17 protein-coding genes and 1 pseudogene are annotated in these 16366 nt (G+C 49.7%); 1 reads left to right on the top strand and 17 read right to left on the bottom strand.

The features are described 5' to 3' along the window. Window positions 1-3: 3 nt before the first annotated feature. From cpaB to G614_RS0109575, 17 genes and pseudogenes are all read right to left on the bottom strand, one after another. On the bottom strand, window positions 4-888 hold the full coding sequence (cpaB, locus tag G614_RS0109665) for a Flp pilus assembly protein CpaB (RefSeq protein WP_002587116.1): 885 nt from the start codon (window positions 886-888) through the stop codon (window positions 4-6). A 166-nt stretch (window positions 889-1054) separates the two neighbouring features. Next, window positions 1055-1525, bottom strand: a complete 471-nt coding sequence (locus G614_RS0109655) for a prepilin peptidase (RefSeq protein ID WP_002587115.1) — start codon at window positions 1523-1525, stop codon at window positions 1055-1057. Then, window positions 1515-1745 carry a DUF6133 family protein gene (locus G614_RS0109650; RefSeq protein ID WP_002587114.1) on the bottom strand — a complete coding sequence of 77 codons (231 nt, stop codon included), beginning with the start codon at window positions 1743-1745 and terminating at the stop codon, window positions 1515-1517. Before G614_RS0109650 ends, G614_RS0109655 begins: the two co-directional genes overlap by 11 nt. Window positions 1746-1785: 40 nt before the next feature. Continuing rightward, complete coding sequence (locus G614_RS0109645) at window positions 1786-2127, bottom strand: SpoVG family protein (protein WP_002587113.1); 342 nt, start codon at window positions 2125-2127, stop codon at window positions 1786-1788. A gap of 94 nt (window positions 2128-2221) precedes the next feature. Further along, window positions 2222-2782, bottom strand: coding sequence for a YodL domain-containing protein (locus G614_RS0109640; RefSeq protein ID WP_003524930.1), 561 nt, complete (start codon window positions 2780-2782; stop codon window positions 2222-2224). A 13-nt stretch (window positions 2783-2795) separates the two neighbouring features. Then, on the bottom strand, window positions 2796-3368 hold the full coding sequence (locus tag G614_RS0109635) for a hypothetical protein (RefSeq protein WP_002587111.1): 573 nt from the start codon (window positions 3366-3368) through the stop codon (window positions 2796-2798). A 3-nt stretch (window positions 3369-3371) separates the two neighbouring features. Then, entirely contained in the window at window positions 3372-3650 is a 279-nt protein-coding gene (locus G614_RS0109630; RefSeq protein ID WP_002587110.1) for an AbrB/MazE/SpoVT family DNA-binding domain-containing protein, read from the bottom strand. Further along, complete coding sequence (locus G614_RS0109625; protein WP_002587109.1) at window positions 3643-3903, bottom strand: hypothetical protein; 261 nt, start codon at window positions 3901-3903, stop codon at window positions 3643-3645. Before G614_RS0109625 ends, G614_RS0109630 begins: the two co-directional genes overlap by 8 nt. Window positions 3904-3923: 20 nt before the next feature. Continuing rightward, a pseudogene (locus G614_RS27195) lies at window positions 3924-4821 on the bottom strand (DNA adenine methylase). Window positions 4822-4913: 92 nt separating this feature from the next. After that, window positions 4914-5279, bottom strand: a complete 366-nt coding sequence (locus G614_RS0109615; protein ID WP_002587107.1) for an LPD28 domain-containing protein — start codon at window positions 5277-5279, stop codon at window positions 4914-4916. A gap of 23 nt (window positions 5280-5302) precedes the next feature. Next, entirely contained in the window at window positions 5303-6490 is a 1188-nt protein-coding gene (locus G614_RS0109610) for an antirestriction protein ArdA (RefSeq protein ID WP_002587106.1), read from the bottom strand. Next, a complete protein-coding gene (locus tag G614_RS29860; RefSeq protein ID WP_002587105.1) occupies window positions 6491-8131 on the bottom strand; it encodes an antirestriction protein ArdA in 1641 nt (546 codons plus the stop codon). A gap of 2 nt (window positions 8132-8133) precedes the next feature. Beyond that, window positions 8134-8835: a hypothetical protein gene (locus G614_RS0109600; RefSeq protein ID WP_242827462.1), complete on the bottom strand. Its 702-nt coding sequence runs from the start codon at window positions 8833-8835 to the stop codon at window positions 8134-8136. Window positions 8836-8969: 134 nt separating this feature from the next. After that, on the bottom strand, window positions 8970-9176 hold the full coding sequence (locus G614_RS0109595; protein ID WP_002587103.1) for a hypothetical protein: 207 nt from the start codon (window positions 9174-9176) through the stop codon (window positions 8970-8972). Between the two features lie 251 nt (window positions 9177-9427). Continuing rightward, window positions 9428-10909, bottom strand: a complete 1482-nt coding sequence (gene rlmD / locus G614_RS0109585; RefSeq protein ID WP_027641801.1) for a 23S rRNA (uracil(1939)-C(5))-methyltransferase RlmD — start codon at window positions 10907-10909, stop codon at window positions 9428-9430. A 234-nt stretch (window positions 10910-11143) separates the two neighbouring features. Beyond that, window positions 11144-12088 carry a 3'-5' exoribonuclease YhaM family protein gene (locus G614_RS0109580; RefSeq protein WP_027641800.1) on the bottom strand — a complete coding sequence of 315 codons (945 nt, stop codon included), beginning with the start codon at window positions 12086-12088 and terminating at the stop codon, window positions 11144-11146. Window positions 12089-12387: 299 nt separating this feature from the next. Continuing rightward, window positions 12388-13728, bottom strand: a complete 1341-nt coding sequence (locus tag G614_RS0109575) for a S1C family serine protease (RefSeq protein ID WP_027641799.1) — start codon at window positions 13726-13728, stop codon at window positions 12388-12390. Between the two features lie 188 nt (window positions 13729-13916). Between G614_RS0109575 and G614_RS0109570 the strand changes: the two genes are divergently transcribed. Beyond that, window positions 13917-16355, top strand: a complete 2439-nt coding sequence (locus G614_RS0109570; RefSeq protein WP_027641798.1) for an endonuclease MutS2 — start codon at window positions 13917-13919, stop codon at window positions 16353-16355. Window positions 16356-16366: the final 11 nt, after the last annotated feature.

Raw genomic sequence — 16366 nt, 5'->3', positions numbered from 1 at the left:
GCCCTACTCCACCTCGCTTTCCCAAACTTCCCCTTCTGTTTCGGCAGTTTCATCTTCTGCAATATCTGTCTGTTCGGTTTCAGAAGCTTCACTCTCATCCGTCTGTTCCTCTAAAGCGCCGGATTCAGAATCTTCTGTTTCTTCCTCCACAGGCGGGTAAAGTTCCAAAAGAACGGTTTCCTGCGCAGAAATGAAAGCCGCAGACTGCTCAGGGGTACCACGGAACACCAGGGAGATGTGTGCTTTCCCGTCTGCCTCCAGCTCTGCAAGGATTTTACTCTGCTCCGGGGTAACTAACAAAGTGACGGTGCCGGGCAGTTCTTTTTCTGTGTTATCCTCCTCCCCATTCTGTGTATTGGTATTGGCATCATAGCCGCTGTTTGCAGTTACTGCGATAACCTCCACATACTGCAGTTCCGGCGGAATCACTGTAGAACCCTGCTTTTTGTAATCCGGGGCAATCACAGACACAATGTCCCCGCTCTGCAGCTTTCCGGATAATCCGTTGGCAAAGGCTTTCAGGGAAACAGAGATTGCCTGCTTCTTGCCGGTCAGGTTGTAAAGGTAGGCATTCTCAGCGGCAGGTTCCTCTGCAATCTTGGATGAGATGATGTAGTCTCCCACTGCCAGGTCTGCGGAGGCGAACTTTCCAATGGCGGTATCCAGATTCCGCACCACATCCTCCGGCAGGTTATAGCCGCCTACTTCCACAACGGAAACCTTATCTGCGGTGATCTCCTCCCCAATCTTTACCGGCTTTACCACACGCACGATTTCCGTCTTTTCACTGATGGTCTTATTAAACAGCGGAGTAACTGCAAAGCAGATGATCAGTGCCAAAAGAATACAGATAACACCAATGACAGTTCTGTTTTTGAGAAAATTCATAAGGGTATGTCCTCCTTCATTTTGATTTGATATGCATTCCATAGGAAAAGGCGGGCCTTAAAGACCCGCCCGGTTTGCCTGCCTTACTGACAGCGGCGGCGGATAAGAAAGGCTGCCATAGCTGCCACAGGAACGATTGCACAAAGGGAAATGATGAGCTTTCTTTTCATAAAATCAAACCTCCAATTTTCATAAAATAAGCGGCGGCCGCGCCAGCCGCCAGAAACGGTCCCACCGGAAAAGGGATTTTTTCTTTCTTCCCATGGAGCCGCCGTTTTACAGTAATCAGCCCACAGACCAGGCACATACTCCCCAGTCCCAGAATAGAAGCGGTCAGGCTGGCCGGCAGTCCCAGCACAAGTCCGGTGGCTGCCGCCAGCTTGATATCCCCGCCTCCCATGCCCTCGCAGCCTCCAAAAAACAGGGCGACCAGAAGATATGGCAATGCGCCAAGAATCCCCCAGAAATTTCCCGGAGAAAATGACAGGAATGTGAGGGATGCAATAGCAAGCTGTAACCGGTCCGGAATCTCCCTCCGCTTCAGATCACTGAGAGAAGCCGCCAACAGCAGAAGGAGAAACATCCCTGCCTGCAGGGTAAGCATCGCCGGATCGGAGGCTGTCAGCTTATCCGGCATAGTCGAACATTTCCTGCACCCTGCGTACAAGAGTCGGCAGAACCGTATCGTTAAACAGTGCATATAGACCTGCCAGCAAAAGGGCGCCCAGCACAACCGCAATCAGGATCTTGATGGCGGTATCCACATAGCCCTCCGCTCTCTGCTCGGCAAGCTTCTGTCTCAGATTCATGGCTTTCATGGCAACAACAGCACAGGTATGGTTTACAAATTTCTTCATTCTTGATTTCTCCATTATCTTGATACTCTGATGTTTTCAGTTACATTCCGGCCATCTGCTGGCCGGTGGCTTCCTGCTCCGGGGCTGCCTGCTGGGGTGCGGCCGGAGCCTGCGCCATGGTGAGTGCCTGATGGTAGGCATTCAGCACTCCGCTGTAGAGCTGTTCCCTGAACTCAGCGGTTACAGGAAAACAGACTTCCTTGTACCCGTCCTGGTTTTTGCGGCTGGGCATGGAGACGAACAGACCGTCCTTACCGCCCTCGACGACTTTGATTCCCCGGACGGCAAAGCATCCGTCGATGGTTGCTGAGGCATAAGCTCTTGTCCCTCCCTGTGAGCCGGGCGGGTACATGGATGTGATTCGGATATCCAGTGTTGCCATAAAATTGCTTCCTCCTTTTTTTCTGCTTTTTCATGTGAAAAGCGTCCTTTCTGTAATTTATTTCAGTAAAAAACAGACAGCGGATACTGCCTGCTTAAAACTGCATGGTCTGGATATGTGCCATCTCCTGATCCGGCGGCTCAAAATCTACCTGTTTGAAATCGAAACTATCCAGATAATAAAAGGAACTGCCGGATTCATCGTACAGTTCCAGAACATCGCTCATGGAGAGGGAATGCCCGGCATAGCTGGCCGGATGGTCCACGTTAAATTTGGTATAGAGCGCTTCCAGATTATTGGTGTCCACTGCACCGTCAAACACCAGCCGGTAGTCCTCCGGATTGAGCATCCCGAATTTTTGAATCAGGGCATCATATCCGATGAATTTCTTGCAGATATCCACCTCCGGTTTCAGCTGCCAGACCCGGCAGTTCTTTAGGCTCTGAATTTCCCTGGTTTCTCCCTGCCCGCTGGCCAGCTGGTCAAAGATTCCGTCCTGCCATTTGATTTCATTCACATTCCGCTGCTTCTCCAGAAATTCCTTCAGCTCCGGTACCTGAAACATGGGATCGACCACCGCCTGTCCGTTTCGGATGCGGCCGGCCAGGTTCCCGTAGTAGATGACAATCCCGTTCTCAATACGGATTGGTTTCATGGGGCATTCCTCCTTACTTCATTTCCATACCGCCGCCTTTCTGCTCCTGTGTATCCTCCCGGAATGCCTCAAGCTCCTTTTGGGTAGGGAAAATCACCTGCTCTTTTACAACTTCCATCACGGCAAAGTCATCCCGGTCGCAGATCAGCACACGATGCTGATAGGGCTTCTGCATCTCCACATAGTCCATGACTTCCTGGGGACTGCAGAGCCAGGCACCTGCGGCATACCTCCCGTCCTCCAAAAAGCTGTAGCCGGAATACTCCGGCTCATGGTGATGCAGGTCTGCGGCTCCAACAGGCCGGATCTGGGAAAGCTGCAGCTTCGCTTCTTCCGGCAGCAGTTCCGGCTCCAGCGTGCCAACCACATCGCTTCGCTCACACCGGCAGGCTTCCCCATCAGAAAGAGAGATCAGAAAAACAGTGCTGCCCATGGGAGCGGGATTCGCTCCGCTTCCCCCGGTACAAAAAAAGAGCTGCCCGGAATGTTCTTTGGGCAGCACATTTGCAGAAAGAACCACAACCTTATTTTTCAGGTCAATCCCATTACCTGTCTGGCTGCAGTCCTCACGGTGAAACACTTGCATGAATTATCCCTCCTTCTTCTGGAGCAGGCTGCTCAGTTCCCCGATCAGCTCCAGCCTGGTACTGTCGGGCATGGATTTAAAGGCAGCACGAACATAGGCCTCCACTGCTTCCGGAGACTGGTCTCCTGCCTCTACGATATCCACCTTGCGTACCGTGACTTTTCCATCTGCGAGTCCCAGCCTTACAATATCCCCGTATTCCATCTTTGCCATGTCCCGCAGGGCTTTTGGAATCAGCACACGCCCCTTGCTGTCAACCAGCTTATAAATCGGTTTATTCATCAAAATATCCTCCCTTCTCCAGAATCGCTGTTACCTCCTCCGGTTCGATGCCAAGGTCATCGAACAGCTTCAAATAAGGCCGGTTGGCCTGCCACAGGGGCTGTTCTGCACCAATCAGCAGCACGCCGGGCAGGATTTCCACAATCAGGTCACTGTCCGGTGGAATCCCCGCTGCCTCCAGCATCACATTGGGGATAGAAAGCACCCCCAGTCTGGCAGTGTCCCCCTGTGTTTTCTTTTCTGCCTGTCCCATATTTCCTCCATTTCCGGGCTTTACCGCCCCACAACTTCATAGTAATCGTCTTCCTCTTCACCACACAGGGCAAAAAGATGGAGCTGCTGCGGCTTTGTCCGCTCCAGCTCACCCGGATCATAGTTGGTAATGATAACCTCCGGGAATTCACAGCCGCCGTCATACCGCTGCGCCAGGTTATTGATACGGGTCACAGCAGTAATCGTATATCCCGCATACAGCTCCCGAATAAATTCACAGTCGTTATAACTGACCATCCATTTTCCTTTTGCCTCAGCCAGCGCATCCCGAAGTCTGGCATGATCCTCCCTGCGGAATACTACCGCATAATGTCCTTCTGTTTCGTAATAAGGCGGGTCACAATAGAAAAAGGCGCCTTCCCGGTCGTATTGCCGGATCAGCGCCTCAAAATCCTTATTCTCTATTACCGTATCAGCAAGCCTGTATGATGCCTGCCAGATAGCGGCAAAACATTTTCGCACATCAAAAGGCCGGCATCCATAAGAAGTACAGCCGCTTCCGTAGCTGTAGCGAATCAGTTTAAAAAAAGCAGCTGCCCTCTTTACATCGGTGACCTCCGCATTCTCCAACAGAATGGCTTTCAGTTCCTCAAATTCCGGCGGCAAAAGGGAGTGCTCTGCCAGCTGCAGCTCCTCTTTCAGAAAGCTGGTATCAAACACCTGCTTGTCTATAAAATCCCTAATTACAGTAAACTCATCCCTGCTGTTTAGCGGAAGGAACCCCAGTTCCTGCAGGAAAGCTACAGTCCGGTTCTTTACACAGTAGAACAGATTTGCAAGATTGGAATTGTAATCGTTATACACTTCCATGCATTTCTGATCCGGCGGTTTGCCAAACAGTACCCAGCCTCCGCCTCCGAATACTTCAATGTAAACAGTCGAAATTCGCCGGGAACATGGTGTAAATCAGCTTCCTCAATGCTTTTTTTCCACCTACCCAGCTGATAAAGCTATTAATGCCGCATCACCTCCTTTTTATGGCAAACTTTTCTACATAACAGGTTCTGTCTGCGGTGCTTCCGGCAGCAGATAAGCGGCAAGCTGTTCCCTGCCGGTTTCCTGAAATTCCTCAAGGCTCATGTTCTTGCCAAGATATCCCCAGTCCTTCGGATAATAGCTGCCATATTCATCTACAGGAAACGGATCTTTGCACAGAATAGTTCCCCAGTGGTTGACAACCACCACCGCCTTAATCTCAGCCATGCTCCCGTCCAGAGCGTCTGAATCCCGTACATCATAACAAAAAATCCCAGCCGGAACGGTGTCCCGGTTCAGACGCATATTAGTAAAAAGAACCGGTCTTCCATCAATTTCCGTCAGTTCATATCCTTCTTTCGCTGCATCAAAAAGTGCCATTCTTTCTCTTCCTTTCTCTGCTCTTACTGCATGGTCATTCCCTGCTCCGGCGGTTTCGTGTATTCAAGAATAAATGGCAGGTCATTGCGGATTACTGTACCATAGGCAGTTGCCACATAGCCACTTCCCTGAAGCTGCCGCTCCCCGTAGTCGTAAAAATCAAAACCGCAAAATGCCGGATCATCCGGATCAAAGCCCGCTTCTTTCAGGATATATTCTGCATAATGACCCGGCGACATAATCTGAGTATCAAAATCATAACAATCCAGATTGTTTATAATATCCAGAACCATGTCCAGATCATAGCAATCCTCCATCATCAGGATTGCCTTGTACTTGGCAAGTGTCCGACTGTCCGGAAAAGCAGCGATACGCTCTGTCAGCGTATTCAGCTTTTCGATGTCCTCATATCCAGTTAAATGATCTTTCATCGCAGGCACAATGCTTTCCATTTCCACAATCATACAGACATCCAAATCACTTGTTCCAAGAAAATCCAGTACCTGATGAATCTTCTGTCTATCTGCGGGAAGCTCCAGCCACACTTCTGTATTGGCATCCAAGAAAATGTCCTTCCGTTCCAACCGCAGCGAAATGATACCGCCATGGTGATACTCCTGATCCGGCAGATGGATGCCATCGTAAATCTCCGGTCCGTCCGGCGCACTGCGGAACAGATATCCTTCTCTTATAAAAATCCCCTGGTCATCGCGGCAGACAGAAGTTCCAACCTTTTCGGGATCCAGCATTTCTACGATTTCATCAGGAAGTTTTTTAATCCAATCCATTATTTCGTTCTGTATGCAGATTTCGCCAAGCTCCTGGTAATCTGTCACACCGGGATAGAGTTCAAAACATTTCAGATTATAAGCAGTATTGATCAGTTCTTTCATTGACATGGGATGGTCTATATCGCTGTCAAAACGCAGCTTTAAAATACCTTCATAGATGTGAAGCTGATCTGTATCCATCTCACTGACCTTATGTGCCAGAAAGTTCACTTCCTCCAATGTTTTGTTTTCTGCCCTTGTCAGTGCATATTTGATAAACTCCGGCCAGTCATAAAAACTGTGCAATTCATAGCCGCCATCCGGCACACGGGCACGTTCCAATGCATCTGCAAGGCTGAACCGGTCTGTCGGCAGCTCCAGCTCCACATCACTGTATCCCCGGCAATCTTTGTATTCGTCTGCTGTGATCGTTACCTGCATCTACATTCCTCCCATCTGCATCTCCATGTTCTGAGATTGTTCATGCTTCAGTTCCTGCTCCGTCTTGATGAAAAAGTCTCTATCCGAACTCCAAAAGCTGATGCACAGTTCTCCGGCTTCGATTTTAATTTCCCTCTGCTCAAAGCCCTCGCCCCATCCATCACTTTCCTGCCCAGACCATTCCTCCATAACACCTTTCATTTCTGCATCAGACAGCGCCCCATAGCTCTGTACCTCCAGAACGCCCCAAAGCCGGCCATCCCATTTTTCGACAGTCGGATTCATGCTGAACACTTTGCGTTTAAGAAGTTCATTGTCCAAATAGACTGCAAGACCACGGTTCCCCTCCTCATCCAGACATTCCCGCTCAATGGCTGCCAGAATCTCATCCTGATAGTCGCACAATTCATCTGTTCCCATGTAGGTCGGTTCATTCATCAGATCTCCCCATTCGTTTCTCTCATAAAGCTGCGGATAGAGAGGGCTGAACAGCTTTAAGGAAACCAGTTCCTCCGGAAGCTGCCGGAGCAGATAATCCTTACGAAGCACCATGCCATGCACTGTTGACACCACCCCATCCCTCTGCATCCTGGCTTTTCCAAAGCCCTCAAAGTCCACAAACCCATAAATTTCATCGTTAATATGGATATCTGCTTCCTGCAGCACATGATGGGCATATTCTTCCGGTGTTCTGATATCGTCAGGCAGAATGGTATATTGATTCAGATTTTCTGCGATTTCAGAAGCTTCCTGTATCGTTTCTGGTATTTCTGCTGTCAGGACTGCGCACAGCCGCTCCACGGTTTCCTCTGCACCATCCAGTACCTTGCTCCCAAGCAGTCTGGCAAAGTCATTTAATCCGTCAATACTGTAGTCATAGGGGAGATGACTTTCCAAATCCCGTATCTGGCTGGTCAGGTCTATAATGCTGCATTCCTCCAGATGATTGACCCCAAGGTTTTTCCTCGCCAGTTCCATCTTTTCTTCTGTAGCAGGAAGCGACAGGGAGTAGGTATTGGGATGGCTGTCAGCGTAATGGGAAGAATACAGACGAAGCAGAAACAGGCTGTTAGGAGCATATCCAGGATCTGGCGGATTCCTTTCGGTATAAACAGGCTTTAACGCCTCCCCGGTTCTGACTATATAACCGGATTCACAAAAGGCACCGGCATGGCTGAGTGCATAGTCTCTGCCATACTTTCTCCGATCCACATAGGGAAGCAGCTGCTCATCAACCACCTGAATATTCAACAAGTATTCACCAAGCTCCGCTTCATTTTGTACCTTCGGATAAACAGCAAACTTATCCAGGTTGCAGGAAAGGTTTGCCATCTCCATGATGGTAGATGGCTGCTCAATCTCCAGTGCCGCACCGAAAACAGCTTTTTCCTGCTCCGTGAACCCCTCAATCCGGCGGGTCAAAAAATCCATATCCCGGATACCACGCCTCTGCTCCACATACTTTCCAACCAGAAACTGATGCATAGGAGCAATATCCGTTTCCGCCGCTGTAATCAGAAGCGCCGGGTGTTCTTCATCTGCAAGTGCTGTAAATATGCGCCTGATCCGGTCGTACTCAGCAGGAAGCTGAAGCCATTCTCCGTGGCTGCCATCCGGCTTCGACAATTGAACTTTCAACATAATCAGCTCCTTTCTGCCGTCACAACTGCTGTTCCATACCGGCAGATCAGGAAAGCCGTTATCAACAGCCGAAACACACTGTCACTTACCAGCTCCGGGTCAGTCAGTTCTGACAAGCTGATGTGTTTGGTCCCTTTGTATAAATCCTTCGCTGTATGAAACAGGACATATCCGTCCAGATCCACCCCATGAATGCGAATAGAGGAAAAATCAATGCTTCCCAGAGCCACAGCCGGTTGCGCTTTGCTCCATAGGAATGGATCCGCAGTCAGCAAAAATAACGCAGCAGTCTGACCGGAAAAGCTTGTTCCATTTTCTTCTGTCTCCTCAAATCTCTGTCTGTGGGCTTCGTTTTCAAAGAGCGGCTCTTGCTGCCGCGACAGGCGCAACACACGGGCTACAAAGGGGCGAACCGGCACTTCTCTGGTTAGTACCTCCAACAGCTCCGAAAGCGGTACACAGCCCTCCACAAGCCGCTCGCGAAAACAGGTACTTCCAACGGGAATATCGCAATTTTTTTCTCTGCTCTTATAAACACAATGCTGGCATCCGAAGCTACTGACGCTGTATTCCAGGCGGCTCACACGCATGCCGGAACCTCTGGGACTGAACCCAGGAACCCGCTGCATTTCAAACTCCACATTTGCATAAGGGGTATTGCTCATAAATCGTGCAGTCATTGTTCTCAGTCCTTTCTTCTTCATTTTTTTTACAGTCCCCTATTTCTCAGGCAACAAAAAAAGCGATCAGGTTTTCGCAAATCACGAAGAACCTATCCGCTCTCATCAATCATCCTGGTAATCTAAGGGCTGCCCGGTATATGGAAAAGAGAACACCGTTATTCTGGTGTCCCCTTGTTATCTTTGTTTTCTCTTATCCAATAGCAGCCAATCAGCTCATGGTCATCCCCATTTTCTTTAAAGGCAAATATTTCTTTTGCTTCTTCTGTCTGCTCCGCGCATCGGACTGCCTCTGGAAAATCATAAAATTTCTCCAGCATGATTTCCTGACCATCCTCCACTGAATAGTATATCTTTGGCATCATCTTTTCCTCCATCCCTTGGTTTTGTTTTAGGTAACACAATACCATCAGTTTCTGCAGAAAGCTATCATCACTTCCAACAAAATTTCAGCTATGTGCTGCCTGAATTTCAAAAGCTGGCCTCTTTTCATCTGCCAAATACCCCATGTCATCTGTGGAAAGGGCAAAAAACAAGGGGCAAAAACGCTCGTTTTTTGCCCCATTTTTCGCTCTTTTTTCACTTCAAAACCACAACATCTTGTGGTTAACCGCTGTTATTTCTTCTTGTCACCACAATACGTCATCTTTATCACGACCTCAACATGCACCGTCCCCGGAAACATATCACAACACCTCCCCCGCTCCACCATATACCCCCCATCTGCCAAATACCTCAAATCCCTGGCCAGCGTAGCTGAGTCGCAGCTAACATAAACCACCCGTTCCGGCCTCATCTTAAGTATGGTATCCAGACAAACCGTGTCGCATCCTTTTCTTGGAGGATCCACCACAATCACGTCCGCATGGACATGATTCTTTTCAAACTGTTCCGGCAGCACTTCCTCCGCCTTTCCCACAAAAAACTCTGCATTTTTAATGCCATTTATCTCTGCATTCCTTCTGGCATCCTCTATGGCCTGGGGTACAATCTCCACACCATATACTTTCTTAGCCTTCTGGGCCAGAAACAGGGAAATAGTGCCTATTCCGCAATACAAATCCCAAACAGTCTCATTCCCCGTAAGTCCGGCATACTCCAGCGCTGTCCCATAAAGTCGTTCTGTCTGTACAGGATTCACCTGGTAAAATGAAAGTGGTGATATCTGATATTTCACATTTCCAATATAATCTGTAATAAATCCAGGGCCATAGAGGTTCACAATCTCCTTCCCCATAATCACATTAGTTTTTTCCTGATTCACGCTATAAGAAATACTGGTCATGCCTCTAATCCCATGACCATCTGTTTCATTCCCGTTCGTTTCCTTCCCGTATATTTCCTTCCCATTTATTCCCTCTCTATTTATTCCCTGTCCCTTTTCATCCTTCCCATCTCCGCCGCACAGCATCTCCACCAGGCGCTCCTTTCCGGGAAGCTTCTTTCCATTTATCACCAGACAGACCATTATTTCACCTGTCTTAAATCCCTTCCGAATCAGGACATGCCTCACCAATCCTTTATGCGAGCTCTCATCATAGGGCTCTATCTTCATTTCCTTCATAAACAGCTTTACAATATCCAGAATCTCCCTGTTTTCCTCAACTCCCAACAGGCAGTCCCCTGCTTCAACAATGGCATGGGTCCGCCCTGCATAAAAACCGGCAATCACATTTCCGCCTTTATCCTTTCCAAACGGGAACTGGGCCTTATTCCTGTATCTCCAAGGTTCCTCCATCCCCATGATAGGAAGCATATGAATCTCATTCTCAGCAAATTTGCCTATACGAATCAGATTATTCATCACCTTCCGCTCTTTAAATTTCAGCTGTTCTTCATAGCTCATGGCCTGAAGCTGACAGCCCCCGCATTGCCTTGCCACCGGGCATGACGGAATGACACGGGACCCTGACGGCTCCAGCACCTCCATCAGCCTGGCAAATCCATATGATTTCTTCATCTTCATGGCCTTTGCCCGCACCACATCACCAATCACCGCATCCTTGACAAACCAGATGTAGCCATCCACTTTTCCCACGCCTGCTCCGTCCTCATTCATATCCTCTATTGTCACAATAAATTCCTGATTTTTTTCCATACCATTTCACCTGTTCTGTTATTTAATCTGTTATTATGATCTGCTATTGCTCTCCATTATTTCATCCCATTATCTCATCCCATCAGCACAATTCTTCCATCCCGCCCCATTATCACAAAAGGCTGAAAACACACTGGTCAAGGACATATCCTGCAATCCCGTACCCAAACTAAATGTTTTCAGCCTTATTTTATTCGGTCCTGTTATTTCTCTTTACTGCCCAAATACAACGTCCTATTCCGTTGTCTTTCTGATATTAGACTCCAGCAGCCGGTTGTACCCCAGCCATCCTTTATTCTCCCCGCCGGACTGCAGCGCCTCTATCATGGTCTCCATCTTGGCATCCGTGTTATCGGCAAAGTTGAGGGCTAATGCCTCCAAAAGCGCCGGCTTCTTTGGTGATCCGTACTCTAATTCCCCGTGATGGGCCAGAATACAGTGTTTAAGCTCTGTAGCCAGCTTCTCCGGGAATCCCGGTATAGAGCGGATGCTTTCACCCACCATCTCAGTACCGATTATAATATGGCCCAGAAGCTGTCCATCGTCTGTATAGTCATTCTCCGGGAAGCGTGAAAGTTCCCTGGTCTTACCAACATCGTGGAAAATGGCTGCTGTCAGCAGCAAATCACGGTTAATCATCGGGTAATATCCGGCATAGTAATCGCACAGCTTTGTCACGCTGAGCGTGTGTTCCAACAGCCCGCCCACGAATCCGTGATGCACGGTCTTGGCTGCGGAATGGAACTGGAACGCCTTTGCAAATGCCGCGTTCTCCACAAAATATCTGCACAGCAGCTTCTGAAGATAAGGATTCTTCACACTTCTTATGTATCCCAGAAGCTCCTCGTACATTTTCTTTATATCCTTCTTTGACACCGGCAGGTAATCTGCCTCCACATACTCTCCCTCCTGTGCCCTGCGAATCCGGCGCACATTCAGCTGGAAGGAGTTCTGGAACAGAGTCACATCCGCCTCCACATGAACGTAATCCATGGTCTCAAATTCCCCCACTCCCGGAGAACCCAAATCCCATACCTTGGCGTCAATGGTACCTGTCTTGTCCTGCATTACCAGATTGCCGTATTCCTTGCCATTCTTAGTCAGGGCAATCTGCTTGTTCTTACACAGGTAGACATCTGCAATGTGCATACCTTCCCTGAAGGTGTCGATATATCTCATGTTCTATTTTCCTCTTCTTTCTATTTTATAAACCTAATTATTACCCTATTTATACGCCTGGCAAGCTATGCAGCCATCTGCCATTATCCCAATGCATTCCATCCCATGACAACAACGCAGCCAGGCGGTTAACACTGCCTGGCCCCCTTGCCTGACTTCTTACACTGCCTGACTTCTTACACTGCCTGACTTCTTACACTGCCTGACGCTAACTGCCGCCTGACCACAGCCGCCGCCGAGTACCAAACTCTCCGCCTCTAATCTCTCCCCGGTTCCAAACCATGCCAAAACCCCAACCGCTACCTGGCTCCAACCGTCACCGAAAACTCAATTTCCTTATATTCATCCTTACCGTTTCTCAGGACCGCCACCTTAATCTTGTCTCCTGCGTGTAAGCTTTCCACCTGATTCTGGAAATCCTTCAGGCTTCCCACCTTCTCGCCGTTCATCCATGTGATGATATCCCCTGGCTGTATGCCTGCGTTGTATGCGGGGCCGTCTGTCACTGCCGATATCACATAGATGCCGGAAGGCATTCCGCTGTCCGCCATGGCCTGGCTCACTTCCTGGCCCTTGATGCCGAAATACGGGGCCGGAATACCGTTGCTCATCATCTCCAATATACCTTTATAATCAGATATGGCCACCACCGTGGTCATCCTGCACACTCCATCCTCATCGTACTTGTCCGTGACCCATCCGATGAGCTCACCTGAAGTATTTAAGAGAAATGTTCCCGCCTCCGCGTCTCCACTGGCGCTGGTATAGAACACCCTGGAGCTGCCGTCCACCGTATGGACATTGCGCACCACATAGGATATATTTCCATAATCGCTGGAGTGGACAATACCTGCCGGCGCGCCGATGGCCACCACCATGTCTCCCTGCTTTACCCCGAAAGAGTTGCCCAGCTTGATGGCCTCCACCTTCTTAAACTGTTCGCTGTCCATCTGGGCCGCGTCCACGCTTACCACGGATAATCCCATAATGGTATCGCTCTGCTTCACAATTCCGGCCATCATGGTTCCGTCCGGGAACGCCACCTCAATGGAATCAGCTGCCTCCACGGCCTTGTTCGGCGTGAGAATCAGAATCTCACTGCGGGTCCTGGCTATGACCATTCCGGAGAACTGTCCTGATGTCTCGATGGGATTGTCAAACCAGTCTTTTTCATGCTGAATGGAATGGACCACCACCAGACTGTCATCCGCGTCACTGGCAATGGTGCGCAGGTTGCTGTACAGCTTATTCAAATCGTCGATGGAATAACGGTATTTCTCCATCTCAGAGCGTACCATCTCATCCACTGCCTCGGTCATGGCCGGTTCCGTGGGCTCAGTCTCCAACGCCACAGGAGCCGTGGTTTCCGGTTCATCCTTTGGTATGGTAATCTGGCTGCTCTCCTCAGGAGTCTCCTGACCTAAAATTCTCTCAGCCACAGGTCTGCTCACAACAAAACAGATGGCCGACAACACGCCAAACAGAACGGCACAAAAAATGGTCAACAGGATTTTCCGGGCAATCTGCCGTCTGGTCATGGGCTGCCGGACAATCTTCTCATTAATAAAACGATGGGACTTGTCCGGAGTCTGGTCCTGCCGGTCTAAATCTCTATGCTGGTCAGCACGTTTATCCGCCATAGTACTCCTCCTTGCGAAGACTCTTATCCTCTATTATACGTTTCTTCCCAGTATTATGCAAGATTTTATATATGAAAAGATAGTAAAAAAGATAGTAAATATCGATTTTTATGGTATAATTTAAATGTCGGCTTTTGGGAAAAAGTCCTTTTAAATCCAGCATTTTACGGAAATCACAGGTGAAATCAATGAATCAGAAAGCGTTAAAAACTTTAGAATACGATAAAATCATAAACCAGCTGACCGAATACGCGGCTTCTCCTCTTGGGAAGGCCCTCTGCCGGAACCTCTCCCCTTCATCTGATTTGGAAGAGGTGCGCACCTGGCAGGCACAGACTACGGATGCAGTGACACGGATCCGTCTTAAAGGTTCCGTGTCATTTTCAGGTATCAGGGATATCGGAGATTCCCTGAAGCGCCTGGATATCGGCAGTTCCTTAAGCATACCCGAACTGCTCTCCATAAGCTCTCTCCTGACCGTGGCAGCCAGAGCCAAGGCCTACGGACGTCATGACGCAGATGAGGCCGGAAGGGGAACCGGCGAATCCCAGGATGACTTCGACTCTCTGGAGCCCCTGTTTGCGGGTCTGGAGCCCCTGACTCCTCTGAACAATGAAATCAAACGCTGCGTCCTCTCTGAGGACGAGGTTGCGGATGATGCCAGTCCGGGATTATCCCATGTGCGCCGTTCCATGAAGGTGACAGCCGACCGCATCCACACCCAGTTAAACTCCATCCTTAACTCCAACCGCTCCTATCTTCAGGACGCGGTTATCACCATGAGGGACGGGCGTTACTGCCTGCCGGTAAAGTCAGAGTACAAAAACCAGGTATCAGGAATGGTTCACGACCAGTCAGCCACAGGTTCCACCCTTTTCATCGAGCCCATGGCCATCATCAGGCTGAACAATGAGATGCGGGAACTGGAAATACAGGAGCAAAAGGAAATTGAAGCGGTTTTGGCCTCCCTGAGCAACCAGGCGGCTCCCTATACAGAGGAGCTTCGCATGGACATGGAGCTTCTGGCGCAGCTGGACTTTATTTTTGCCAAGGCAGGCCTGGCCCGCCATTATAAGTGCAGCGTGCCTGTGTTCAATGACAGAGGCTATATCCATATCAAGGACGGGCGCCATCCCCTTTTGAATCCCCAGGCCGTTGTCCCTATCAACGTATGGCTGGGCAGGGAATTCGACCTGCTGATTGTCACCGGCCCAAATACGGGCGGCAAGACCGTGTCCTTAAAAACAGTGGGCCTGTTTACCCTTATGGGGCAGTCCGGGCTTCACATCCCTGCGTGGGAAGGCTCGGAGCTGGCTGTGTTTGACCAGGTATTCGCGGACATCGGGGATGAGCAGAGCATTGAACAGAGCTTAAGTACCTTTTCCGCCCATATGACTAATATTGTGCGCATTTTAAATGAAGCCGATTCCCGGTCCCTCTGTCTTTTTGACGAGCTGGGCGCGGGTACGGACCCGACAGAGGGAGCGGCCCTGGCCATTGCCATCCTTTCCTTCCTTCACAACATGAAGTGCCGCACCATGGCCACCACCCATTACAGCGAACTGAAGGTATTTGCCCTCAGCACGCCCGGAGTGGAAAACGCATGCTGCGAATTCAATGTGGAAACCCTGCAGCCCACTTACCGGTTACTCATCGGTATTCCCGGCAAGAGCAATGCCTTTGCCATTTCCCAGAAGCTGGGGCTGCCTGGATATATCATTGACGACGCAAAATCCCATCTGGAGGCCAAGGATGAGTCCTTCGAGGACCTGTTAACCAGTCTGGAATCCAGCAGGCTGACTATTGAAAAGGAACAGGCTGAAATAAACGCCTATAAGGATGAGATTGCCTCCTTAAAAACCCGTCTGACCCAGAAGGAAGAGCGCCTGGACGAGCGCAAGGACAAGATTCTTAAAAATGCCTCCGAGGAAGCCCAGCGCATCCTGCGGGAGGCCAAGGAAACAGCGGACCAGACCATCAAGCAGATTAACAAGCTGGCCGCCAGCTCAGGCGTGGGCAAGGAACTGGAGGCTGAACGGGCCAAGCTCAGAGACCAGCTGAAAAAAACAGATGAGAAGCTGACTGTGAAACCAAAGGGACCCAGCCAGCCCATATCACCCAAGAAACTGAAAATAGGGGACGGCGTCAAAGTTCTGTCCATGAATCTGAAAGGCACTGTAAGCACCCTTCCCAATGCCAGAGGCGATTTATATGTCCAGATGGGCATTCTCCGCTCCCTGGTGAATATCCGGGATTTGGAGCTTCTTAATGAAAAGGACATAAGCGCCACATTGGGAGACGGAAGTTCCATGAGCTATGGCGGAAAAGCTGCCAGGGGCAGGGGAAGCGGCAGCAGCCAGATTAAGATGTCCAAATCCTCCACCGTGTCCGCTGAAGTCAACCTCATAGGAATGACAGTGGACGAGGCAGTGCCTGCCATGGAAAAATATCTGGACGACGCATATCTGGCCCATCTCCAGACAGTGCGCGTGGTCCATGGACGGGGAACCGGAGCCCTTAAGAACGCGGTGCACAAGCGCCTGCGCCAGCTCAAATATGTAAAGGAATTCCGCCTGGGCCAGTTTGGAGAAGGCGATTCAGGTGTAACCGTTGTGACATTTAAGTAGAAATCAGCAGC

The organism is [Clostridium] clostridioforme AGR2157 (assembly GCF_000424325.1).
GTDB lineage: Bacteria > Bacillota > Clostridia > Lachnospirales > Lachnospiraceae > Enterocloster > Enterocloster clostridioformis_A.
This window is presented reverse-complemented; position numbering and strand designations above follow the sequence as displayed.

Coding starts and splice junctions, on each gene's coding strand:
- cpaB (WP_002587116.1), bottom strand. CDS start 888: ATGAATTTTCTCAAAAACAGAACTGTCATTGGTGTTATCTGTATTCTT.
- G614_RS0109655 (WP_002587115.1), bottom strand. CDS start 1,525: ATGCCGGATAAGCTGACAGCCTCCGATCCGGCGATGCTTACCCTGCAG.
- G614_RS0109650 (WP_002587114.1), bottom strand. CDS start 1,745: ATGAAGAAATTTGTAAACCATACCTGTGCTGTTGTTGCCATGAAAGCC.
- G614_RS0109645 (WP_002587113.1), bottom strand. CDS start 2,127: ATGGCAACACTGGATATCCGAATCACATCCATGTACCCGCCCGGCTCA.
- G614_RS0109640 (WP_003524930.1), bottom strand. CDS start 2,782: ATGAAACCAATCCGTATTGAGAACGGGATTGTCATCTACTACGGGAAC.
- G614_RS0109635 (WP_002587111.1), bottom strand. CDS start 3,368: ATGCAAGTGTTTCACCGTGAGGACTGCAGCCAGACAGGTAATGGGATT.
- G614_RS0109630 (WP_002587110.1), bottom strand. CDS start 3,650: ATGAATAAACCGATTTATAAGCTGGTTGACAGCAAGGGGCGTGTGCTG.
- G614_RS0109625 (WP_002587109.1), bottom strand. CDS start 3,903: ATGGGACAGGCAGAAAAGAAAACACAGGGGGACACTGCCAGACTGGGG.
- G614_RS0109615 (WP_002587107.1), bottom strand. CDS start 5,279: ATGGCACTTTTTGATGCAGCGAAAGAAGGATATGAACTGACGGAAATT.
- G614_RS0109610 (WP_002587106.1), bottom strand. CDS start 6,490: ATGCAGGTAACGATCACAGCAGACGAATACAAAGATTGCCGGGGATAC.
- G614_RS29860 (WP_002587105.1), bottom strand. CDS start 8,131: ATGTTGAAAGTTCAATTGTCGAAGCCGGATGGCAGCCACGGAGAATGG.
- G614_RS0109600 (WP_242827462.1), bottom strand. CDS start 8,835: ATGAAGAAGAAAGGACTGAGAACAATGACTGCACGATTTATGAGCAAT.
- G614_RS0109595 (WP_002587103.1), bottom strand. CDS start 9,176: ATGATGCCAAAGATATACTATTCAGTGGAGGATGGTCAGGAAATCATG.
- rlmD (WP_027641801.1), bottom strand. CDS start 10,909: ATGGAAAAAAATCAGGAATTTATTGTGACAATAGAGGATATGAATGAG.
- G614_RS0109580 (WP_027641800.1), bottom strand. CDS start 12,088: ATGAGATATATCGACACCTTCAGGGAAGGTATGCACATTGCAGATGTC.
- G614_RS0109575 (WP_027641799.1), bottom strand. CDS start 13,728: ATGGCGGATAAACGTGCTGACCAGCATAGAGATTTAGACCGGCAGGAC.
- G614_RS0109570 (WP_027641798.1), top strand. CDS start 13,917: ATGAATCAGAAAGCGTTAAAAACTTTAGAATACGATAAAATCATAAAC.